Below are 22,765 nucleotides of genomic sequence, written 5' to 3'. Positions count from 1 at the left end.
CGCAGCGATTTTACTCACTCCGACATCGCTGCGCTTGTCACCCTCTTCTACGCTGGCGCGTAAAGAGGGGATTTTTTTTCTTCGTTCCCTCAGGGTCTCTCGGAGAGCACCCTTAGGTTCTACGGCGGGCGAGTAGTTATTATTGGATTATAACTTATTCTGTAGCCCTCTTATAACAAAAAACGCCGTTAAAGCCGCCGCCACTCCCACCGTTGCCTTCAGCAAACCGCTGCTTACACGCGGCGGAATAAACTTCACCCCCATTTCATCTGCTGTAGCCGGATGCCCTACATAACGCCCAACGGCAGGTATGGCTATCTCCTCAAAATAATCGGCAAGCTCGCGCAGGTCATCCTGAAACTCCCGCCCACGCATCACCGGGCCGTGGCCAGGGCCAACTGTACGCGGGTGTAATGCCGCCAGTTTACGTACCGCTTCGGCAGCTGCCTCCCAATCACTTGTAAGGTATCTTGGCGGGCCGGTGAGCTTTTTGATAGAGCCGAATGAATAAATGGCCGATTCGGCTTTGGTGGTTGAAAACGCATCGCCAACTATCAGGGTTGAGTTTACCGGCAAAAACAACGAAATATGGCCCGGCGAATGACCGGGCGTATGTACAACTCTCCACTCCGGCAGTTCGGGGATGCCCTGCTCCATATCAATAGCCTTTATCCTGCTGCCAAAATTAAAGGGAGTAAGCGGAAAAAATGCCGATAACACACTCATTAAGCCATCTTTTAATGACGGATCGGCGGGCGGATAGGATGACAAGCCGGTTAAATAAGGTAATTCCATAGCATGCGCATAAACCGGAACGTTATTCCATATTTTTAAAAGCTCGTCAAGGCCGCCTGCATGGTCGGCATGCCCGTGGGTAAGTACAATGGCTGCAGGGCGTGTGCCGGGGCCAAACAAATTTTCGGCCATTGTAATGATTTTATTGGCCGAACCTTTTAAACCTGTATCAACCAACACCCAGCCTTTTGCTGCACCGGGGCGGTTGGCTATCATATAAATGTTTACAAATAAGAGTTTGGTTCCCCATACCCTCTGTGATACCTGGAAATATTTTGTACCGAGCCTGCTGTTCATGAGGTTTATAATTGTTAACCTAACGTAAGCAATATATTAAAAGTTTTGATTTGCATAAATTTTCAGTTTTTAACATTTACACAACCAATACAATACAAATGATAGTTTGGCTGTAAAACAGAAGCAAAGGATGCTTGTTAAACTGATAAAACAGATACTATGGAACAACAATTTGAAGCCGCCCTTACCGGCACCGACAGTACAATAGATGGAATAGTAAAGCCGGTAAGTACAACGGATTACAAGGAAGCTTATGAATTTAAATCGATAGATGAAACGCTGCACCTGGTTATAGCTAAAGACAGTGATGGAGAATGGATCAGGATAGATGGTACAGAACCGTACCTTTCAAGCTGGATAGATGAGCTTGCTGAGCAGGCGGTAGGCCTCTTCTTATAAAAAGGAAAATCGTCGTTGATTTACTCAGGGACGATTTTTGTTTTTATGAATTTGAGGGTTAAAGATTAACCGGTTTCATTTTTGGTGATAAAAGATGCATTATAATCCAGGCCAATAAATATGCGCAACCACAGATAATGAAAATAATATTATAACCTACGGTGATATGCCCTGCCTTTTTGTAAAATTCCAATATATTTCCAACCAGTAGTGGAAATAATATACCTCCTACAGAACCGGCCATCCCTCCAATTCCCACTACCGAGCTCAAAGCTTTTTTAGGAAACATATCCGATGCGGTAGTAAAAATATTGGCACTCCAGGCCTGGTGAGCAGCTGCTGCCAAACCAATCAAAGCCACAGCCTGCCATACATTAGTGGCATACATGGCTAAAATTATGGGCAGCACGCATAATGCGAATATAAACATAGCTGTTTTACGGGCTTTAAATACCGGCCAGCCTTTTTTAATAAAATATGAGGACAAATAACCGCCCCCGATACTGCCAATTGATGTGGCAGTATAAACTAAAATGAGCGGCAGGCTTGGCTTTTTAAAATCAAGATTAAAGGTACTTGAAAAGTAAGAAGGCAGCCAAAACAGAAAAAACCACCAGATAGGATCGGTAAGCAATTTACCAATAATAAAAGTCCACGTTTGCCTGATTCCAAAAAGACTGATCCATTTTACCTTGCTTTCATTTTCGCTTGTCGAAGCAACCTGTTCGGCATCACTATGTATATATTCATATTCGGCCTCTTGTATTTTGGAATGCCTGGAGGGAATTTCATAGCAAAACCACCAAAATATTAGCCATACAAAGCCAATGGCGCCGGTAACTATAAAGGCCATTTGCCAATTATAAGCTCCAAGCAGCCAGGGTACCATTATTGGCGCTACCACGGCCCCAATATTTGCTCCGGAGTTAAAAATGCCTGTTGCAAGCGCCCTTTCCTTTTTTGGAAACCACTCGGCAACTACCTTTATAGCTGCCGGAAAGTTTCCAGATTCGCCAAGACCCAACACGGCGCGGATGGCACCAAAGCCAAAAGTACTGGTAACTGCGGCATGCAGCATAGCCGCTAAGCTCCAAACAATAAGCGATATGGTATAGCCCAGCTTGGTACCAATTTTATCAATAAAATTACCAAACAGCAGCAGGCCAGCAGCATACGCTGTTGCAAACGCCATCACAATATAACTATAATCTGTTTCAGTCCAGCTAAACTCCTTTTCAAGTGTTGGCTTAAGTAGGCCGATAACCTGTCTGTCGAGATAATTGATTGTGGTTGCAAAAAATAACAGGGTAACTACAACCCATCTGTAGTTACCAACTTTTCCTTCTCTCATTTATATATTGGTTTTAACTGGCTATTTACTGGCTTTTACTATTTCAAGCAGTTTAACGGTATCGGCATACAACTGATCGTACTGTTGGTTTTCCAGTACCGCTTTGCTGATGAGTTTACTGCCCATGCCCACCGCGCAAACCCCGGCTTTAAACCAGGTACTGATGCTTTCGCTGCTCAAATCAACCCCACCTGTTGGTATGAACAATTGCCCGGCAAACAAATCGCGGATAGATGATACAAACTCCGGCCCTAAAATATTGGCCGGGAATATTTTTATTAAGGCAGCACCATTTTGCTGCGCGGTATAGATCTCGGTTGGCGTCATACAGCCGGGAATCCAAAGCAGGTCTTTTTCGGCCGCCAGCTTGCCAACCTCCGGGTTAACTATGGGCGATACAATAAAATCGGCACCCGCCTCAATAAAGGCTTCGGCTTCTTCAATGCTTTTTATAGTACCAATACCCAGCACTAAACCCGGCATTTCGCCATCGGCCAGGGCCTTTTTCAGGATTTTGAAATTTTCAAGCGCAGCTGCCCCGCGGTTGGTGTATTCAAATATCCGGATGCCGGCTTTGTAAAGCGTACGGGTTATCTGCAGGCTCACCTCCGGATCTTTATAAAAAAATAAAGGGAGTGTACCTTGCTCAACTATCGCGGTTAATGCAATATCTTTTTTACTCATTGTTTCATTATGTTATAAATTTCATCAACTGTTTGCGTTGTGGCATCGCCCAAAATGGATAGTTTACCCCAGGCGGCGGCGGTTGCAAAATCAAGCAGTTGCTGCGGATCCTGTTTGTTGTAAAAACCATAAATTAAACCGGCCATAAAACAATCGCCGCTGCCCACTTTATCAACCACGGTATCGGTTGTGTAGGTTGGCGAGTGATAAAAACGGTTACCGGTGTAAAGTGCAGTATAGTATTCGATGCCCCTGCCTGCATCAAAGCGGAAAGTATTGGCAACGGCCCTGCAGCGCGGATAAGCATCCATTATTCTTTCGGATGAGTAAAGCGCTTCTTTTAAATACACACTTTGCTGGCCCGATTCATGCATTTCGGGAGTTACTTCAATGCCCAGCATAGTTTCTTCGGCCCATACATTGCCCATAATGATATCAGCATATTGTATCAGCTGGGGCATAATTTCAACCGGTTTTTTGCCGTATTGCCATAATTTAGGGCGATAGTTAAGATCAACCGAAATGGCGATATGTTTGCGGCTTGCGGCCTGTAAAACCTCCAGGCAAACATCGGCAGCCTGCTGGCTCAAGGCCGGGCATATCGCACTGAAATGGAACCAGCTTACGCCTTCCAGTACTGCATCCCAATTAACCATACCAGGTTTAAGATCGGCAAAGGCCGAGTCTGCACGATCATAAACAATAGCATTGTTCTTTACATCCTTGCCCTGGGTTAAATAATACAAACCCACCCGCCTGCCATGTTTGTAAACGGCAGACGTATTGATTTTTTTGGCCTCGAGAAAATCCAGGATCTGGCTGGTTAACTCATTTTCGGGCACGGCGGTAAAGTACTTAACAGGTAAATCCCATAAGGCAAGGGCATTTGCCACGTTCAGTTCGGCTCCTCCTATAAAACAAGGCAGTTTGCTCTCGGCCAGCCATTGGCCGCCGCCATCGGGACACATGCGCAGCAACAACTCGCCAAATGATAAGATGCTGCCTTTGGTATTTTGATTATCGCTCATTTAAAAATCGAAATAGTTTTTGGCGTTAAAATAGCAAATATCACTCACTATCTTACCTGTCCATGCTATATCATTCGGCAGCTCGCCGTTCTCGATATCGTCCCCTAACAGGTTGCACAATAGTCTGCGGAAATATTCGTGCCGCGGGAACGACATAAAGCTGCGCGAATCGGTAAGCATCCCCACCAAGCGGCTCAGCAAACCCATATTTGACAGAGCATTCATCTGCTTAATCATCCCATCCTTCTGATCCAAAAACCACCAGGCCGAACCAAACTGCATTTTACCGGCTACCGAACCATCGTTATAGTTACCCACCATGGTGGCAAAAAGCTCATTATCGGCCGGGTTAAGATTGTAAATAATGGTTTTAGCCAGTTGGTTGGTAGTATCCAACCGGTTAAAGAATTTAGACAAGGCCCTACCCTGCGTAAAATCGCCTATCGAATCCCAACCGGTATCCGGACCTAAATTGGCTAAGGCACGTGCATTATTATTGCGCAAAGCCCCAAGGTGAAACTGCTGTACCCAACCTTTTTCATGATCCCAAACAGCAAATTGATACAACATGGCCGATTTAAATTTCAGGATCTCCAGCGGTAACAATACTTCATTGTTTCTTATTTTATTGAAGATGGAGGCAATCTCAACATCAGTATAATCCTCGGCATAAATTTGCTCCAAACCGTGATCTGATAACTTACAGCCGTTTTCGGCAAAGTAATCATGCCTTGCTTTCAGTGCCGATAAATATTCATCGATGTTGGAGATTGAAACGTTTGCAACTGCCTCCAGCTGATCGATGTATTTATTTAAACCGGCAACATCATCGGCATTCATAGCTTTGTCCGGGCGGTAGGCCGGTAATATTTTTACGCTGTAGTTGTCCTGTTTTAGCTTCTGATGATGAGCAAGATTATCCAGCGGATCATCAGTTGTGCCTACCACCTCTACATTTTTACTTTTTAAAATATTACGCACACTAAACTCAGGCGAACGCAGTTTCTCATTACACTCAGCATATATTTTTTGTGCCGATGCAGGGCTGAGTAATTCACTAATCCCGAAATACCGTTGTAATTCAAGATGCGTCCAATGGTACAAGGGATTCCGTAATGTATACGGAACGGTTTCAGCCCATTTTATAAATTTCTCCTGGTCGGTTTTATTTCCGGTGATGAAAGCTTCATTAACACCGTTGGCCCGCATGGCCCGCCATTTATAATGATCGCCATAAAGCCAGATGCGGGTGATGTTTTCAAAGTTGACGTCATCTGCAATCTGATCGGGCGGCAGGTGGCAATGGTAATCAATAATAGGCTGATGGGCGGCGTACTCATGATACAGGCGCTGTGCCGTTGGGGTATTGAGCAAAAAATCCTGGTCTAAAAAGTTTTTCATGGGCTGTTAACTGGTACTGTAGCGCGGTTAGCGGTACATAGGTTATGCTTGTTGAAGGGGCAAATTACATATCATAACACTTAGTTTAAAGTAACCGGGCCAAACAATCAACGAAAACGTTTGCGTGAGGGTGCAATTAACATTAAATGTCATGCCGAACTTGTTTCGGCACCCCACACGTGATGCCGCAATGCATGTAGACGACCTGTGGGTTCCTGAAACAAGTTCAGGATGACGGGAGGGCAGTAAACAAAAACGGCGATGAAACTTAATCCATCGCCGTTGTATACTAAAGTAATGATCTGCTACCAGAAAATTGAGTACAATGCCACAACAATACCGGTTACAATTAAAGCACCGGCTGTAAAGGCACGTGACGTTTTAAACATCGAAGTATCAACCACCAGCCCGTTTGGCACAACACCGCGGGCGTTTTCAATTTTTGAAATGATATACATACCAACAACACAAAGCACAAATACAAAACCCATACGATCAAGGAATGGAATTTCGTAAAGCTGGGTCACTTTATCATCCTGTAAAGCCAGTTTAGAGAAACCGTAAGGCGACAGGAAGCTCAGATCAATAAAACGTGGACAAAGTTTAAAGAAACATGAAAAGATAAACCCGCCGATGGTTGCAAACAGCGCGGCATTTGAGGTAGCCTTTTTCCAGAAGAAACCAAGGATGAACATGGCAAAAATACCCGGAGATACGAAGCCTGTATACTCCTGGATGTACTGGAAGCCTTGTTTACCCTCGCCCATCAGTTTTTCACCAATCAGGAACGATAACAGGATGCCTAAAACCATAGCCACCACAACCGACCATTTACCCAAGCTAACCAGTTTTTTATCGGTAGCCTCGGGGTTGATAGCTTTTTTGTAGATATCTAAAGTAAAGATGGTAGCAATACTGTTGGCTTTACCAGCTAATGACGCTACGATGGCAGCTGTTAAGGCAGCAAACGATAAGCCTTTTAAGCCGGTAGGCAACAGGTTAAGCAAGGCCGGATAAGCCTTGTTAGGATCGGTTACGCCCGAGTGGCTCATCATTTCCTGATGGAACATACCTTTTTGGTACAACAGGTACGCAGCAATGCCCGGCAATACTACGATAACCGGCATTAACAGTTTAAGGAAAGCCGCGAACAGGATCCCGCCACGGGCAGTTTTAAGGTTTGCACCCAAAGCACGCTGGGTAATATACTGGTTACAACCCCAATAGTTAAGGTTGGTGATCCACATACCGCCAATCAATACAGTTAGGCCCGGCAGGTCCATGTAGTTAGGATTATCCTTTTTGAAGATCATGTGGAAATGATCAGGAGCTTCTTTTTTCAGGATAGCGAAACCGTTTAATAAGCCATGGGTACCTTCTTTTTCGCTTAAGAGCGTCAATGCAAGGTATGAGGCCATTAAACCGCCCAAAATCAGTACCGCAACCTGGATAACATCGGTATAACCGATAACCTTCATACCGCCCAGCGTAATGATAACCGAAAACGCAGCCAGCGCGATGATACAGAAGTTGATATCCAGACCAGAGATACCGCTGATAGCCAAAGCACCAAGGTAAAGGATTGACATCAGGTTAACCACGATGTAAAGCAGCAACCAGAATATCGCCATAATCATGGCTACCGTACCGTTGTACCTTTCGTGCAGGAACTGCGGCATGGTGAAAATTTTGTTGCGCAGGTAAACCGGGATAAAGAAAACTGCCACAATAACCAGTGTAATTGCCGCCATCCACTCGTAAGTTGATATGGCCAAACCCATTTTAAAGGCCGAGCCGCTGGTTCCGATAAATTGTTCTGCCGAGATATTTGAGGCGATGAGCGAAGCTCCGATAGCCCACCAGGTGAGCGACCCTTCGGCCAAAAAGTAATCTTTCGAGGTGGCATCAGCGTTGTGCTTTCGCTTATACACCCAGAAGCCGTACCCGGCCACAATAATAAAGTAAATGAGGAACACAGCGTAATCGCCGATAGAAAGGGTTTTTTGGTTCATTGTTTTGGTTTGTCTTTGGTTTAATATGTATGATTGACAATTATAAACTATATATATCGATTTATCAAGTTTTCGATATATTCTTGTTTACCGCTTGTCACGTTAGGTTCGCCGTTAGCTATCGCATAGTTACGCAAATCTTCCAAAGAAACATTACCGTTTTCAAAATCTTTTCCGGTACCGGCGTCGAATGAAGCATACCTGTCGGCACGCAGTTTTTTGTATTCTGATTTTTGCAGGATGTTATCGGCAGTTACCAAAGCCCTTGCAAACAGATCGATACCGCCTACATGCGCGTAGAACAGATCGGCAGGATCGGTAGAGTTACGACGGATCTTGGCATCAAAGTTAATACCACCGCCCTGGAAACCACCTGCTTCAAGGATAATCAGCATGCACTCGGTAATTTCGTTGATATCGTTCGGGAACTGATCGGTATCCCAGCCATTTTGCGAATCGCCGCGGTTAGCATCTATCGAACCCAATAAACCCGAATCGGCAGCTACCTGCAACTCATGCTGGAAGGTGTGACCTGCCAAAGTAGCGTGGTTAACTTCCAAATTCAGTTTAAAATCATTGATCAGATCGTATTTCTGTAAAAAGCCTAATACGGTAGCGGCGTCATAATCATACTGATGTTTGGTTGGCTCGCAAGGTTTTGGCTCGATAAAGAAAGTGCCTTTAAAGCCTTGCTTACGGGCATAGTCTTTAGCGGTATGTAAAAATTTAGCCAAATGCTCCTGCTCGCGTTTCATATCGGTGTTCAGCAGGCTCATATAACCTTCACGGCCACCCCAGAAAACATAATTTTCGCCGCCTAAAGCGATGGTAGCATCCAAAGCAGCTTTTACCTGCGCGCCTGCATGGGCCAATACATGAAAATCAGGATTGGTTGAAGCGCCGTTCATGTAGCGTTTATGGCTGAACAGGTTGGCTGTACCCCAAAGCAGTTTTACACCACTGGCAACCTGTTTCTCTTTAGCATAATCAACCAAAGCCTGTAAACGGCGTTCGTTTTCAACTACGTCGTTGCCGTAATCAACCACGTCAACGTCGTGAAAACAGTAGTAAGGCATGTTCATTTTGGTGATGAACTCAAACGCGGCATCCATTTTATCTTTAGCGCGCTCAACAGCATCCGCCTTTTCATCCCATGGGAAAACATGCGTAGCACCACCAAACGGATCGGCACCGTTACCGCAGAACGAGTGCCAGTAAGCACAGGCAAAACGCAAATGATCTTTCATGGTTTTACCGGCCACTACCCTATCCGCATCATACCAGCGAAACGCCAGCGGATTGTCTGATTCAAGGCCTTCAAATTTGATCTGGCCTATTCCTTTAAAAAATTCTTTTTCGCCTGTTATTATGCTCATATTATTTTAATTAGTGAATTAGTGAGTTATTGATTTAGTGAGTTGTTTTGTTTGATAGTTGTAAGTGTTTTTAGTTTTCAGCCTTTTGCTTTAAGCTTTCAGCTTCGCTTCAAGCAGTAATTTCCAATCCTGGTAAACCGGTTCAAAAGCATCAGTTGTCGGTTCGATAAGCTTTATTGCCTGGATATTGCTGAATGCTTCGGTTGCTGATTTAAAAATGCCCGCACCAATCCCTGCGCCTAAAGCCGCGCCTACGCTGCCATCGTTATTGTAAAGTTCAACCGGTACACCTGTGGCGTTAACAAAGGTTTGGGTAAAAAGGTCGCTCAAAAACAGGTTGCTTTTGCCTGCACGGATTACGGTTGGATTCATGCCGTTGCTGCGCATAATATCAAACCCATAGCGGAATGATGATGCTATACCCTCCTGTACAGCCCGGAAAATATGCGCCGGGGTATGCAGGTTTAAATCGATATGCTGGAAGTGCGCGCCTATCTGCTTGTTGTTCAGCATTCGCTCGGCACCATTCCCAAATGGTAATACCTGTAAGCCTTCACTGCCTAATGGAGCTTTTTCGGCTTCGGCATTCATTTGGTTATAGCTGTAGCCGGTGCCAAAAGTGTTTTTTACCCAGCGATACAGGCTTCCGGTTCCGTTAATACACAACAAAACCCCAAGTCTTTTCTGCTCATCGGCGTAGTTAACGTGGGCAAATGTGTTGATGCGCGATTGCTGATCGTAGGCCAACTGATCGCTCACACCATATATAACGCCCGATGTACCGGCCGTAGCGGCCACCTCTCCGGGGTTAAGTACATTTAATGATAAAGCATTATTTGGTTGATCGCCCGATTTATAAGTCACCGGGATACTGGTTTTTAACCCTAATTTCGTGGCGATAGATGCCTGTAATGTTCCGTGCGATGAAAACACCGGGTTGATAACCGGAAAAAGCGCCTCGTCAAAACCAAAGTATTCTACAATCTCTTTGGAGATACTGTTAGTTTTAAAATCAAAGAACACCCCTTCAGACAAGGCTGATACGGATGTGGTGATCTCTCCGGTAAGTTTCATGGCGATGTAATCGCCGGGCAACATGATCTTATCTATCTTCGTGTAAGTTTCAGGCTCATTCTCCTTAACCCAGGCCAGTTTCGAGGCGGTAAAATTACCGGGCGAGTTAAGCAGGTGCGACAGGCAAAACTCCTCGCCTATTGCTGCAAACGCTTTATCGCCAATTTCAACGGCGCGGCTATCGCACCATATAATGCTGTCGCGCAAAACGTTCTGGTCTTTATCAACCAAAACCAATCCGTGCATCTGGTAAGCTATACCGATTGCAGCAATATCCTGCGGGTTGTACTCTCCTCTGGCGTGACAAAGCCACAAAGCTTTTTGAAACTGCTCCCACCACATGGATGGCGACTGCTCGGCCCAACCCGGGTGCAATGCTTTTATTGGCGATTCCTCATCCGGGTATTGTGCCGAGGCAAGAGCTTTTTGTGTGGCAGCGTCAACAACGCTCACCTTTACCGACGAGGTACCTATATCGATCCCTAATAATAGCATAGCTTTTTAGTATGAATTTTGGTTGTTTTGTTTAATTGGTAACTTAACGCAACGAAAATATGTAAATAAATGAAAATTGCAATCGATTGCGTAAAATATTTTTTCCAAATTGCACCTATCAATGAAGAAAGTTAAACGCACCACCATTTACGACATTGCCGCCAAACTCGGCATCACCGCCTCGTCGGTATCCCGCGCGCTGAACAACAGCAGCCAGGTGAACGAAAAAACCCGCGAGCTCATCATCAAAACAGCCGATGAACTGAACTACAAGCGCAACACGCTGGCCTCCAACCTGCGTAAGGGGCATTCAAAAACCATTGGCGTGGTGGTGCCGCGCATTAACCAAAACTTTTTCAGCAATGTGATTGCCGGTATTGAAGAAACTACCTATCAAAAAGGGTATAACCTCATCATCTGCCAATCGGGCGAAGTGCACGATAAGGAAATTCAGTGTGTTAACACGCTCATTAACCAACACGTTGATTGTATTGTGATCTCAGTTTCGGCCGATAGCTATGATTACCAGCACCTGCAAAACGTAATAGACCACGGCATCCAGCTTATCCAGTTTGACCGTGTGGCCGAAGAACTGGAAACTCTTAAAGTAATTAACGATAACGAGCAGGCTTCCTTCGAGGCGGTATCGCACATGATAGATAATGGTTACAAGAGAATCGCACTATTGGAAGGCCCGCAAAACCTCAATATTTTCCGCCAGCGTAAAAACGGCTATCTCCGGGCTTTAGCTCATCATAAAGTGGCTGTTATTGACGAGCTGATAGTTGAAAACGCCTGGACAAAAGAGTTAGGTGCCGAGGCCACCCGCAAACTCCTCAACCTCCCCCAGCCTCCCGATGCTATATTTGCTTCAACTTCAGATTTCTCGGCGTTAGGTGTATTAGAGGTTGCTAACGCGATGAGTATTAAAGTACCATCAGAATTAGGCATCTGCGGATACTCGAACGAGGCTTTTACACAAATCACCAGTCCGTCGATCACTACTATCGATCAGTTCAGTGTTTACATGGGCAATACTATTGGTAACCTGTTTTTCCAGGAAGTAGCCAACAGCGATGTTGCGGTAAAGCCGAAAATCATCAGCATTAAACCGGAGTTGATTATCAGGGGATCGACAGCGAAGAAAGCATAGAAATACATACTTTAGCCCAACAAAGCAATCGGTTTGGGCTGAAGCCCCTTTTTTTTATCACTGCGCATAATTCCGTTGGTTAAAACCAACGGCAATGAAGTATTGTATACCTGCAAATGGCCCTAAACATTTAAAAAAAAGGCTTTGTCACTTTTGCGCACTTAAATTCTACAACTATCCGCAAAAAACCTTTGCGACATGGCTCCTTCGCGCGCTTAAAACTCTCAACCATCCACAAAAAACCTTTGCGGCTTAGCGCCTCTGCGTGCTTAAACCTCTCAAACTATCCGCAAAAAACCTTGCGACTTGGCTCCTTTGCGTGCTTAAAACTATCAAACCATCCACAAAAAAATCTTTGCGGCTTAGCGCCTCTGCGTGCTTAAACCTCTCAAACTATCCGTAAAAAACCTTTGCGGCTTGGCTCCTTTGCGCGCTTAAAACTCTCAACCATCCACAAAAAACCTTTGCGGCTTTGCGCCTCTGCGTGCTTAAAACTCTCAACCCTACATAAAAATCAAAACTTTGCGACTCAATTACTTTGCGTGAAAATCAAACACCAATTTCACTACTAAATATTCCCCACTAATCCAATTCATCCCCACAAAAAATCCTATTTTAAATTCAATATCGATAAGCAATTAGTTACAAATTTGTTACATTATGCTTTAATTTCAGCCATTATTTAAGTATACTCCTATGGATGATTTTTTAGCGGCCAGATCCCAGATGGCTTTATCGTTAGGGTTTCATATTATATACTCCTGCATTGGGATGGGGATGCCGGTTTTTATGGCCATATCACACTTTAAATGGATTAAAACTCAAAACCCGGTTTACAAAAACATTACCGTGGCCTGGAGCAAGGGCGTAGCTATTTTCTTTGCCACCGGTGCGGTATCAGGCACCATGCTTTCGTTTGAGCTTGGGCTGCTTTGGCCTGGCTTTATGAAACACGCCGGACCGATTTTCGGGATGCCTTTTTCGCTGGAAGGCGTTGCTTTTTTTATTGAGGCCATTGCCCTGGGATTGTTCCTTTACGGCTGGAACCGTTTAAATAACTGGGTGCATTGGACGGCCGGAATAATTGTAGGCGTAAGTGGTGTTGCATCAGGCATTTTGGTGGTTTCGGCCAATTCGTGGATGAACAGCCCTTCGGGCTTTGATTTTGTGAACGGACAATACATTAATATCGATCCTGTAAAAGCCATGTTTAATGCGGCCTGGTTTTCCGAATCATTGCACATGATCATCGCGGCGTTTTCGGCAACGGGTTTTGCTGTGGCGGGGATCCACGCGCTGATGATCTATCGTAAAAAGAACATTCAGTTTCATACCAAAGCATTTAAAATAGCCATCATATTCGGCGCGGTAGCAGCAATCATCCAACCATTAAGCGGCGATTTATCGGCCAAAAATGCTGCTAAACGCCAGCCGGCCAAGCTTGCCGCGATGGAAGCCTATTTCCACACGCAGGAGTACGCCCCGCTGGTTATTGGCGGCATCCCGGATACGGCTGCTAAAAAAGTGAACTACGGCATCGAAATCCCTGGTTTATTAAGCTTCCTGGTGCATGATAATTTTAAAACACCTGTAAACGGCCTGGATAAAATCCCGGTAAAAAACCAGCCGCCGGTAGCTGTAACGCACTATGCCTTTCAAATTATGGTGGGTATTGGTGTTTTGATGATGCTGATAGCCATGGTTTATTTTTATGAATTATGGAAAAAGAAGGATCTGCTCAGCAAGCCATGGTTCCTGAAATTATTTATCTGGGCAACCCCGCTCGGTTTTATAGCCCTTGAGGCCGGGTGGACGGTTACCGAGGTGGGTCGGCAGCCCTGGATTATTCAGGGTGTAATGCGCACAAGCGAAGCCGTTACGCCCATGCCGGGTATTCAGTACTCGTTTTACCTGTTCAGCTTTATTTATTTTACGCTGAGTGTGGCCGTTATATTTTTATTGAAAAGGCAGATCCAGATGGTGCCTGAATTGTACGACCGTTAAAACCCCGAGATCATGCTTTACATCGTCATCCTTTTCCTTTTCGCCGCCATCACCCTCTATTTTTTACTGGGCGGGGCCGATTTTGGTGCCGGCATTATCGAGCTTTTTACCTCGACAGATAATAAGCACCGCACCCGCAAAATTATGTACCAGGCCATAGGCCCCATTTGGGAGGCTAACCACATGTGGCTCATTATTACCGTGGTAATCCTGTTTGTGGGTTTCCCTGTTATTTACAGCGAAATGTGTATTTACCTGCACATCCCGCTGCTTATTATGCTGTTAGGCGTAATTGCCCGCGGCACTGCCTTCTCCTTTCGTAATTATGATGCGGTGAAGGATGAGAAAACACAGGCTTTTTATACCCAGATCTTTGTTTACTCAAGCTTTGTAACACCGCTGTTTTTAGGCATCATAGCAGGCAGCGCACTCTCGGGCCAGATCAACCCCAAAGCAACCGATTTTGCCCATGCATATATTTTTAGCTGGCTTAACTGGTTTTCGGTAGCGGTGGGCTTTTTTACGGTGGCACTGTGCGGCTTCCTCGCTGCCATCTATATTGTAGGCGAAACTGATGATGTAGACGAGATTAAGCGTTACATCCGCAAAGCCAAAATCATGAACATAGTGGCCGTAATTTGCGGCGCACTGGTATTCCTGGCTTCAGGTTATGAAAAAGTTCATTTAGCCAACTGGATTTTTGGAAACCCCGTAAGCTTAGTTGCGGTAATTGCGGCAACTATTTCATTAGGAGTACTTTATCTGATTATATCCCACAAACGCAACCGGCAATGGATCAGGCTTCTGGCCGCTTTCCAGGTGTGTATGATTTTGATATCGGTAGGTTTTTCGCGCTTCCCGAGGTTTGTTATTTTTAAAGATGGCAGCTCGATGTCGCTGCTTACCGAGCATGCCAACGACAACAGTATTGACGATTTGGGGATAGGTTTGCTGGTGGGTAGTTTATTTATTTTGCCGGCGCTGGGGTATTTGTACTACGCATTTAAAAAGAAAGACCGTTGATTGAGTTTTGATTACGTTGCTTCCGCACCGTTGATTTAGTTTTGATTACGTTGCTTCCGCACCGTTGATTCAGTTTTGATTACGTTGATTTCGCTGATTCCTTGCAAGTGAAGTGTGGGTTGAATCAAGTTTAAATAGCAGGTTGCCTTTTTAAAAATCAGCGAAATCAATGTAATCATTCCTATCAACGGTTCAGTTTTGAAATGTATCCGGGTATTTCCTGATAAAATACACCGGCGTACAGCTCCAGGCATGGCAATAGCTATTCACTGGGTAAAAATTATAAGGCGATTTCAGCTCATCGTTGGGGTCGTATACCTCCCAAAATGTATCGGCGCCTTTTTTTACCATATCGCCCCAGTAGTTTTGCAGTGCTTCTTTTGCTTCTGTTTTTAATCCGCTTTCAATTAAGGCCGCCATATAATAGTGATACATGTATGGACCGCCCGGGTGCACTGCATTGGCCACACCGGGTAAAGCTTTCAGGGCTTTTTGGGCTTCAGCTTTTGATGCTACGCCGCTCAATATCATCCAGGCCTGCGTTCCGTACGAGATTTGTTTATCCGTACCGCTTACAAATAAGCCCTGCTTTTTATCGTACAGGTTTTTATGGGCGGCATCTTTCAGCTTTTTTGCCAATGCAGGAATATCGGCTACTTCATTTTCCTTGCCTAATAATTTTGCCAGCTGGTAGGTTTGGTTGAGGGCATAAACGGTTAATCCCTGCAGCGGGCCTTGTTTATCCAGCCCATCCTTCCAGTCAAAAAACACCCACCATTCCTTGCCTGCCTTTACATAATCCATCATGCCGTCTGCCCCGGCATATTTACGGGCAATGTCGAGTTGCTTTTTTGCAACAGGCCATAACTCCAGGCCGGTTTGCTTATCATTGGTGGCTGCTACGTACTCCTTTAACGCTACATTATAAAGAAAACAATAATCAAGCAGGCGGTTACCAACCTGTGCATGCGGTTCGGGCGTTTCAAACACGTTGGAGATCAGGATGCCGTCATCGCCTGATAAACCTGCCAGCAGGTAAAAACAACGGCGGGTTAGATCATAGTTTTTAAACGAATACATGTTGGCGAGCGATTCGAGGTACAGGTCGCCTATCCAAAGGCGGCGATCGCGTTTGGGGCCGTCTTCATACACGGTTTGCATACACTCCTTCAAAGTAGTAAGCCCTACCCTGTCAATATCATTAATCATTGGTGATGTACCTGCAGCTAAACCGGCCGGCGTGGTTGTAACCGAAGTAGTTGCTTTAAACTGGATTTTGGTGATATGGAAATCAAAATATGATGAAGCACCCAGCAGTTCAATTTTCACGTAACGGCAAGCCAGCCTGCGCGGTATGGTAATAGTGGCAGGCATTTCGGTAACGGTTATAATTTCGTCCTGCAGCCATGCCCGGCTTAAGCCGCCGGGGTACGGATCAAACGGTACCGAAAGCTCGGCCGGTACCTCTCCAAAAGTAAACTTCAATCGCACCGGTGCATCCTGGGTTCCCCTTAAGGTGTTAATGGTAAAAGTGCAATAGCCGGTTAAATGCTCGCCAAAATCGGCAACAACGCCGCTTTGTTTTTTGAATGATTGGTTATAAAGCGAATCGATACCGTTGCCTTTTACAGCTTTCCAACCCTGAAAAGCTGATGCATCCTTTTCCATTTTTACAAGGCCGATGGGTTGTTTTACCGTTTCGGTGAGTTTGGGTTTAAAGTCTTCCGCTTTTTTTAGCCAGCTTTGCCGGTATTGGGCATAAATGTCCTGGGCTTTTACGCTTGCGGTAAAAAGCAGCATGCAGGTGACGGCTACAAAACAAATTTTGCTGTGGTTGTGGTTTAATGCCATTGGTTTAAATTAGGTTTATCCGCAATAAGTAGCTGCGGATGATAATTGGTTAAGCAAGATAAACACACCTTGCGGCTTAACTATCTCTATCTGTCTTTTTTACACAATGAGAATGTGCGGGCAAATATTACATTTGTGATGTGAAGAACTATCTGAAAATATTATCTATCGATGAGTACTCCATCACCCCGAAGTACCTGCAACTTTCTAACGCCATTATCAGGGCTATCGAAAGCGGGCAGATAGTGAAGGATGATATGCTGCCATCTATCAATGATTTGAGCTATGCGCTGGATACTTCACGCAATACTATAGAACGCGTTTATAAAGAACTGAAAGACAAGGGAATTGTAAGTTCAGTTCCAGGTAAAGGTTTTTTTATTTCGAATACCGATTTTCAGAAACCGCTCAAAATTTTCCTGCTGTTCAATAAATTAAGCGCCCATAAAAAGATCATTTATGATGCCTTTGTGGCTACCATAGGCGAGCAGGCGGCTGTAGATTTTTATATTTATAACAACGATTTTTATTTTTTTAAAAAGATTATTGCCGAGGGAATCCAAAGTGATTATGCCAAATTTATTGTCATACCCCACTTTTTGGATAATGAAACCAAGGCTCACGAAATCATCAACACCATCCCCAAGGATAAACTGATTTTGCTGGATAACCTGGTGCCGGGCGTTACGGGCAAATTTGCGGCGATATATGAAGATTTTGCCACCGATGTTTACGAAGCCCTTAAAAGCATGCTCGAAAACCTGAGCAGGTATCATACGCTCAAGCTGATCTTCCCCGGCAAAACCTATCACTCAAAAGAGATTATGAAAGGCTTTGTAAATTTTTGCCGCCAGTATGCTTTTGAGTACGATGTGGTTGAAACTTTAGCTGCCGAAAATATCCACAAAGATACCGTTTATATCAGTCTTACTGAAGATGACCTGGTTGAACTGGTAAAAAAGATCATCGCTTCAGATTTAAAAGTAGCCCAGGATGTAGGCGTGATATCTTATAACGAAACCGCGCTTAAAGAGATCATTCTCGACGGTATTACCACCATATCAACCGATTTTAATCTGATGGGCATCAAAACTGCCGAATTTGCGCTGAGCAGCTGCCACGAGCATTTTGCGGTGCCGTTTACGGTGAGGTTGAGGAAGTCGTTGTAGCCCCCTAACCCTCTAAAGGGGGAACAATAGTTTGTGCTTCAGCAGGCTGCTGCTCATAACATAACAGTAATTAAGGTCATGCTGAACTTGTTTCAGCACCCCACTGGCTAAGCAGCCTTGCTGAGCAAGCGGGCTACCTGTCTTGTGGGATGCCGAAACAAATCGGTATGACGGAGAAATATGTCATCTCATCTTCAAAGGTCCCGGTTTTCACTACCGGCAAAGAGATGGCAGGGGTTTTCTTACTTCAAATTCCTCACCTTAATACTCCTGAAAAACACCTCGTTGCCATGATCCTGTAACAACAAATGCCCCTCAGCTGCTTCGCCAAAGTTTTTCCAGATTTTGTATTTGCTGATGGCTACGAGGTCGCGGTAGGCTTGTGAGCCGCGGTCGTATTCAAGTACTTTAATACCGTTCAGGTAGTGTTCAACATGGTTATTAGGATAAACCACTACCCTGCCTGTGTTCCAGGCACCAATCGGGTGTACAAAGCGATCCTGTTTATTGGCTTTAATCAAATCATACAGCGAAGCAAGTGTGCGGTCGCCGTCGCGGCCCAGCTTGGCATCGGGATGCAGTTTATCATCAAGCACCTGGTATTCCAAACCGATGGCCGAACCTTTGGTAACTTCAGAAAGGGTGACAAAATATTTAACACCGCTGTTGGCACCCGGCGTAAGCTTAAACTCGAACGAAAGATCGAACGCGCCGTAATTATCATTGGTTACGATATCACCACCGCCCGATTCTTCCTGCCCGGCCGAAGGCAGCACGTGCATAGTACCGTTGGTATATTCCCAGCCTTTGTCGGGGAAGCCTTTTAATGTGGCTCCGCGCCAGCCTGTATTGGTTTTACCATCGTACAGCAGTTTCCAGCCGGCAGCTTTTTCGGCTCCGGTGATGCTGTTTGGGGTAAGGTTTACCACGTACACATCTTTAGGAAACGGCGTTGATTTTAAGTTGGTGGTTTTAAGGTTGAGGTTTTTAAAGTACACCTTTTTACCGGCCTGTTTTTCTTCGCTCACGGCATGCACCTGCAGGGCTATAAAACCTTTGCTGTCTATGGTGTCAACCACATCTCCTGCAGGTACCCCGTTTATCCAGGTTTTCATTTCGTTGCCTATGCATTCAATTTTAATGTGGTTGTACTCGCCAACTTTAAAGGCATCTTTTGCTTTCGGGTTCAGATCGAGGGGGTACAGCCAATCGCGGCGGCCTTCGTCGTAAATACCGCCGGTCCACTTACGGCTCGAAGGGTCAATTTCAAACTGGCGGCCGTAAACTTTCCCTTTGCCTTTGTTGCCTTCGGGATCATAATGGCTGCGGGTTTGCACACCCGAGTTACTCAGGTCGCTTTCAATTTTGGCATCCAGCTCCAGGATAAAATCGCCGTATTCCTTTTCAGTAACCAGGAATGAGTTGCCCGAGTTTAATACGGTGGTGCCAACGATGGCACCGTCTTCAACTTTATAATCGGCAGTGCCGGCAAGACGTTTCCAGCCGTTAAGGGTTTTGCCATCAAATAATTTGGTCTGGGCCTGTGCGGGCATAAATGCCGCCGAGGCAAAAAGTGCAATTGCAGGGTATAGTATTTTTTTCATAGTTGATTGTTACTTTAAAAAATCGTCATTGCGAGGAACAAAGCAATCCCCGATAAGCAGAGCGGCCATGCGAGTTCCCTGTATAGTTTGGGATTGCTTTGTTCCTCGCAATGACGTGTTTTTTTATTTCTTAAACTTTCACTTCCCACCCTTTCTCATACTCACGGCTCCAAAGCTTTTGCGCCTCGGCATCATTTAAAATATGACCGTTATTGGGGTCGATATGCAATACACGGTCAACCCGGTACGAGATATTGCCTAATTGTGGCAGCAGGGTTGATTTAAAGCCGGTTTCTATCGGGCAGTTCAACTTATCAGTTCCTCTAACCGAGTCGGCAAAGTTTTTTAAATGGAAGCCGTCTAAAGCCTCGGTGGGGCTTACTTTGTTGGTGGCATCCACTTTGGTATCATCCTTAATTTCCTTTACCAGTTTGCTATCGCCATCGTAAACACGGTAGCCATTACCTCCATCATAAAACAAGGTGCCTTTATCGCCATAAAATATCACGCCCCTGCCCAATTGCTCAATATTGTAGCCATTGCAGCTGCGGCTTTCCCATTCGGCGGCTGTATTGTTGGGGAAATTAAAAAGAATGTTCTGGGTATCGGGCGTTTGCCAATCATCATTAAAATGAAAACGGCCTCCGGTTGATACCACCTTGCTGGGGTAATCAACCCCAAGCCCCCAGCGAATCACATCCAGCTCATGCGTACCGTTGTTCAGGGCCTCGCCGGTTCCCCAGTTCCAAAACCAGTGCCAGTTGTAGTGAATAAGGTTATCCTGGTAGGCTTTGCGCGGTGCCGGCCCCTGCCACAGCTCATAATTTAAATTTGCAGGAACAGGCACCTGCTTACCTTTGCCTATGGTAGCCCGGTGATTGGTATACCAGCCCTTGGCATAATAAGCCCGGCCGATAACACCATCATGCAACTCTTTCACCATAGCCTGCACGTTTGAGAACGAGCGGCGCTGGCTGCCCATTTGCACCAGCCGGTTATATTTTTTTGATGCGGCAATGGCCAGTTCACCCTCGTGCGGGTTATGACTGCATGGCTTTTCTACATAAACATGTTTACCCGCCTGGCAGGCCATAACGGTGGCCGGGGCATGCCAGTGATCGGGCGCGGCAATAACTACGGCATCAACATCTTTTATCTCCAGCATTTTGCGGATATCGGTAATACCCTGCGGCTTTTTGCCGGTTTGCTTGTAGATGGCCTCAATTGTTTTAGCAACAACATTTGCATCAACATCGCATATATAGCCTATCTCTACATTGGGTATTTTGGCAAAGCTTTGGGCCAGGTACAGGCCGCGGCTGTTGGTACCCATCATACCTAACACCACTTTATCGTTTGGCGAGCCTTTAAATATTCCCGAAGCATTTGATAACTGCGGCGCAAGCACAAAGCTGGTACCGGCAAGGGCTGTTGACTGAATAAATTTTCTTCTATCCATAGATAGGAACAGGTTAGTTGGTTTATAGATAGCCTGGCGGGCCGGGCCGCAAATTAGCTAAGTTTTATAAAGGGTTGAAGAAAAGGGCAGGATTTTTTTAAGTGCAATTGTAATTTAACTGTTACTTAAAAAACAAAAGCCCCGGTCAGGGGGCTTACGGGGGTATTAATAACTGAATTAGCTTTGCACATTACAGGATAAAAATCAGGTGATATACTGTGCCTTTATATTGAATCTTCGGTGATTTATGCTGTATACTGATTTAATACAAATCAGTATCGTAATAATTAAAGGCAATTATCTACCAGGCAAATATAAACCGGAACCTATCATTAACACTGCGTGCTGGTACGGAAAAAGCCATGATGGCTCGCGTATTTCTACGCATTTTAGGAATACGACGTACAAGTGGTCTCAGCCCTTTGCACATCGTAAAATTAAGTCTCTCTTAGTATTGTATCGGCAGCGGAACCAGTTTCAGGTTTTGGCGCTGGTGCCAGTACGGATATATCGGGTCAACCTCGCTGGCGGTATCCAGTTTTTTAACCTGTTCGGTGGTTAAATTCCAGCCTATGGCACCGAGGTTTTGTTTTAATTGTTCTTCGTTGCGGGCGCCTATTACAATGTTGGCAACGGTTGGGCGTTGCAGCAACCAGTTCAAAGCTACCTGCGGTACTGATTTACCGGTTTCTTCGGCAACCTCATCCAAGACATCAATAATATTATATAAATGCTCAAAATTGGTAGCCGGGCCGTGAGCACCGCCCTTTACTGTTCTCGAGTCGGCGGGGATAGGTTGCCCTCTCCTGAATTTACCGCTAAGCTGGCCTGATGACAGCGGGCTCCATACAATAGTGCTCACTTTTTGATCGATACCAAGCGGCATTAGTTCCCATTCAAACTCGCGGTTTAATAAGGAGTAATAAGCCTGGTGAGCAACATAACGGCTCCAGCCATATCTTTCGGACACAGATAACGATTTCATGAGGTGCCAGCCCGAAAAGTTGGAGCAGGCTATGTAGCGCACTTTGCCGCTTGTAACCAGGTCATCAAGCGCACGCAGGGTTTCTTCAACAGGTGTGGTGGCATCAAAACCGTGCATGTGGTAAATATCAATCCGGTCGGTATTTAAGCGTTTCAAACTTTCTTCGGCCGATTTAATGAGGTGGAAGCGCGATGATCCAAAATCGTTAACGCCGCTGCCCATGGTAAAAGTAGCCTTGGTTGAGATCAGCACTTCGTTCCTGATCCCCTCAATGGCCTTGCCCAAAATTTCTTCAGAAATACCGTGCGAATAAACATTGGCGGTATCAAAAAGGTTAACGCCGGCATCGAGACATAGGTTTACCAGCTTTTTGGCTTCATCAAGCTGGGTATCGCCCCAGGCTTTAAAAAATTCGTTACCGCCGCCAAAAGTGGCCGTGCCAAAGCTTAATACGGGCACCCGCAATCCTGATGCTCCTAATTGTTTGTATTCCATAGTGTAGTTTTTATTTTTTTGCAGGCGATGTTGCCCCGGTAACAAATTTATAATTATTGTCTTCGGGATGTCCAATTTTACAGATCATATAAATGTCATTTGTGCCCGGA

Annotated in this window: 17 protein-coding genes; 5 read left to right on the top strand and 12 right to left on the bottom strand. The window is 45.2% G+C overall.

Features of this window, described 5'->3' with window-relative positions:
- Positions 1 to 147 precede the first annotated feature (147 nt).
- Positions 148 to 1,092, bottom strand: a complete 945-nt coding sequence (locus HYN43_RS09175; protein WP_119411415.1) for an MBL fold metallo-hydrolase — start codon at positions 1,090 to 1,092, stop codon at positions 148 to 150.
- 159 nt (positions 1,093 to 1,251) lie between these two features.
- Between HYN43_RS09175 and HYN43_RS09170 the strand changes: the two genes are divergently transcribed.
- Positions 1,252 to 1,491, top strand: a complete 240-nt coding sequence (locus tag HYN43_RS09170) for a hypothetical protein (RefSeq protein ID WP_119411414.1) — start codon at positions 1,252 to 1,254, stop codon at positions 1,489 to 1,491.
- Between the two features lie 58 nt (positions 1,492 to 1,549).
- Here HYN43_RS09170 and HYN43_RS09165 read toward each other — a convergent pair whose 3' ends face one another.
- The 7 genes from HYN43_RS09165 to HYN43_RS09135 all read right to left on the bottom strand — a co-directional run bounded on the left by HYN43_RS09165 (position 1,550) and on the right by HYN43_RS09135 (position 10,912).
- Complete coding sequence (locus HYN43_RS09165; RefSeq protein WP_119411413.1) at positions 1,550 to 2,842, bottom strand: MFS transporter; 1,293 nt, start codon at positions 2,840 to 2,842, stop codon at positions 1,550 to 1,552.
- Positions 2,843 to 2,863: 21 nt separating this feature from the next.
- Positions 2,864 to 3,526 (bottom strand): bifunctional 4-hydroxy-2-oxoglutarate aldolase/2-dehydro-3-deoxy-phosphogluconate aldolase, encoded by a 663-nt coding sequence (locus HYN43_RS09160; RefSeq protein WP_119411412.1) that lies wholly within the window; start codon positions 3,524 to 3,526, stop codon positions 2,864 to 2,866.
- Positions 3,523 to 4,554, bottom strand: coding sequence for a sugar kinase (locus HYN43_RS09155; protein ID WP_119411411.1), 1,032 nt, complete (start codon positions 4,552 to 4,554; stop codon positions 3,523 to 3,525). Before HYN43_RS09155 ends, HYN43_RS09160 begins: the two co-directional genes overlap by 4 nt.
- On the bottom strand, positions 4,555 to 5,955 hold the full coding sequence (gene uxaC / locus HYN43_RS09150) for a glucuronate isomerase (protein ID WP_119411410.1): 1,401 nt from the start codon (positions 5,953 to 5,955) through the stop codon (positions 4,555 to 4,557).
- 305 nt (positions 5,956 to 6,260) lie between these two features.
- The gene (locus HYN43_RS09145; protein WP_119411409.1) at positions 6,261 to 7,967 is read right to left on the bottom strand and encodes a sodium/sugar symporter; all 1,707 of its coding nucleotides are present in this window, start codon (positions 7,965 to 7,967) and stop codon (positions 6,261 to 6,263) included.
- A 47-nt stretch (positions 7,968 to 8,014) separates the two neighbouring features.
- Positions 8,015 to 9,343, bottom strand: coding sequence for a xylose isomerase (gene xylA / locus HYN43_RS09140; protein ID WP_119411408.1), 1,329 nt, complete (start codon positions 9,341 to 9,343; stop codon positions 8,015 to 8,017).
- 90 nt (positions 9,344 to 9,433) lie between these two features.
- Positions 9,434 to 10,912: a xylulokinase gene (locus HYN43_RS09135; RefSeq protein ID WP_119411407.1), complete on the bottom strand. Its 1,479-nt coding sequence runs from the start codon at positions 10,910 to 10,912 to the stop codon at positions 9,434 to 9,436.
- A gap of 121 nt (positions 10,913 to 11,033) precedes the next feature.
- On the opposite strand from HYN43_RS09135, the gene HYN43_RS09130 reads away from it, so the two are divergent.
- From HYN43_RS09130 to HYN43_RS09115, 3 genes are all read left to right on the top strand, one after another.
- Positions 11,034 to 12,065, top strand: coding sequence for a LacI family DNA-binding transcriptional regulator (locus tag HYN43_RS09130; RefSeq protein ID WP_119411406.1), 1,032 nt, complete (start codon positions 11,034 to 11,036; stop codon positions 12,063 to 12,065).
- A gap of 696 nt (positions 12,066 to 12,761) precedes the next feature.
- Complete coding sequence (locus HYN43_RS09120) at positions 12,762 to 14,069, top strand: cytochrome ubiquinol oxidase subunit I (RefSeq protein ID WP_119411405.1); 1,308 nt, start codon at positions 12,762 to 12,764, stop codon at positions 14,067 to 14,069.
- Between the two features lie 12 nt (positions 14,070 to 14,081).
- Entirely contained in the window at positions 14,082 to 15,092 is a 1,011-nt protein-coding gene (locus HYN43_RS09115) for a cytochrome d ubiquinol oxidase subunit II (protein ID WP_119411404.1), read from the top strand.
- A 192-nt stretch (positions 15,093 to 15,284) separates the two neighbouring features.
- On the opposite strand, the gene HYN43_RS09110 is transcribed toward HYN43_RS09115, so the two are convergent.
- A complete protein-coding gene (locus HYN43_RS09110) occupies positions 15,285 to 16,943 on the bottom strand; it encodes an alpha-L-rhamnosidase-related protein (protein ID WP_119411403.1) in 1,659 nt (552 codons plus the stop codon).
- Between the two features lie 140 nt (positions 16,944 to 17,083).
- On the opposite strand from HYN43_RS09110, the gene HYN43_RS09105 reads away from it, so the two are divergent.
- The gene (locus HYN43_RS09105; RefSeq protein WP_119411402.1) at positions 17,084 to 18,112 is read left to right on the top strand and encodes a GntR family transcriptional regulator; all 1,029 of its coding nucleotides are present in this window, start codon (positions 17,084 to 17,086) and stop codon (positions 18,110 to 18,112) included.
- Positions 18,113 to 18,354: 242 nt separating this feature from the next.
- On the opposite strand, the gene HYN43_RS09100 is transcribed toward HYN43_RS09105, so the two are convergent.
- The 3 genes from HYN43_RS09100 to HYN43_RS09090 all read right to left on the bottom strand — a co-directional run bounded on the left by HYN43_RS09100 (position 18,355) and on the right by HYN43_RS09090 (position 22,655).
- Positions 18,355 to 19,716, bottom strand: coding sequence for a 3-keto-disaccharide hydrolase (locus HYN43_RS09100; RefSeq protein WP_119411401.1), 1,362 nt, complete (start codon positions 19,714 to 19,716; stop codon positions 18,355 to 18,357).
- A 130-nt stretch (positions 19,717 to 19,846) separates the two neighbouring features.
- Positions 19,847 to 21,175 (bottom strand): Gfo/Idh/MocA family protein, encoded by a 1,329-nt coding sequence (locus HYN43_RS09095; RefSeq protein WP_119411400.1) that lies wholly within the window; start codon positions 21,173 to 21,175, stop codon positions 19,847 to 19,849.
- A 448-nt stretch (positions 21,176 to 21,623) separates the two neighbouring features.
- On the bottom strand, positions 21,624 to 22,655 hold the full coding sequence (locus HYN43_RS09090; RefSeq protein WP_119411668.1) for an aldo/keto reductase: 1,032 nt from the start codon (positions 22,653 to 22,655) through the stop codon (positions 21,624 to 21,626).
- Positions 22,656 to 22,765: the final 110 nt, after the last annotated feature.

This window comes from Mucilaginibacter celer, assembly GCF_003576455.2.
Classification (GTDB): Bacteria; Bacteroidota; Bacteroidia; order Sphingobacteriales; family Sphingobacteriaceae; genus Mucilaginibacter; species Mucilaginibacter celer.
This window is presented reverse-complemented; position numbering and strand designations above follow the sequence as displayed.

Coding starts and splice junctions, on each gene's coding strand:
- HYN43_RS09175 (WP_119411415.1), bottom strand. CDS start 1,092: ATGAACAGCAGGCTCGGTACAAAATATTTCCAGGTATCACAGAGGGTA.
- HYN43_RS09170 (WP_119411414.1), top strand. CDS start 1,252: ATGGAACAACAATTTGAAGCCGCCCTTACCGGCACCGACAGTACAATA.
- HYN43_RS09165 (WP_119411413.1), bottom strand. CDS start 2,842: ATGAGAGAAGGAAAAGTTGGTAACTACAGATGGGTTGTAGTTACCCTG.
- HYN43_RS09160 (WP_119411412.1), bottom strand. CDS start 3,526: ATGAGTAAAAAAGATATTGCATTAACCGCGATAGTTGAGCAAGGTACA.
- HYN43_RS09155 (WP_119411411.1), bottom strand. CDS start 4,554: ATGAGCGATAATCAAAATACCAAAGGCAGCATCTTATCATTTGGCGAG.
- uxaC (WP_119411410.1), bottom strand. CDS start 5,955: ATGAAAAACTTTTTAGACCAGGATTTTTTGCTCAATACCCCAACGGCA.
- HYN43_RS09145 (WP_119411409.1), bottom strand. CDS start 7,967: ATGAACCAAAAAACCCTTTCTATCGGCGATTACGCTGTGTTCCTCATT.
- xylA (WP_119411408.1), bottom strand. CDS start 9,343: ATGAGCATAATAACAGGCGAAAAAGAATTTTTTAAAGGAATAGGCCAG.
- HYN43_RS09135 (WP_119411407.1), bottom strand. CDS start 10,912: ATGCTATTATTAGGGATCGATATAGGTACCTCGTCGGTAAAGGTGAGC.
- HYN43_RS09130 (WP_119411406.1), top strand. CDS start 11,034: ATGAAGAAAGTTAAACGCACCACCATTTACGACATTGCCGCCAAACTC.
- HYN43_RS09120 (WP_119411405.1), top strand. CDS start 12,762: ATGGATGATTTTTTAGCGGCCAGATCCCAGATGGCTTTATCGTTAGGG.
- HYN43_RS09115 (WP_119411404.1), top strand. CDS start 14,082: ATGCTTTACATCGTCATCCTTTTCCTTTTCGCCGCCATCACCCTCTAT.
- HYN43_RS09110 (WP_119411403.1), bottom strand. CDS start 16,943: ATGGCATTAAACCACAACCACAGCAAAATTTGTTTTGTAGCCGTCACC.
- HYN43_RS09100 (WP_119411401.1), bottom strand. CDS start 19,716: ATGAAAAAAATACTATACCCTGCAATTGCACTTTTTGCCTCGGCGGCA.
- HYN43_RS09095 (WP_119411400.1), bottom strand. CDS start 21,175: ATGGATAGAAGAAAATTTATTCAGTCAACAGCCCTTGCCGGTACCAGC.
- HYN43_RS09090 (WP_119411668.1), bottom strand. CDS start 22,655: ATGGAATACAAACAATTAGGAGCATCAGGATTGCGGGTGCCCGTATTA.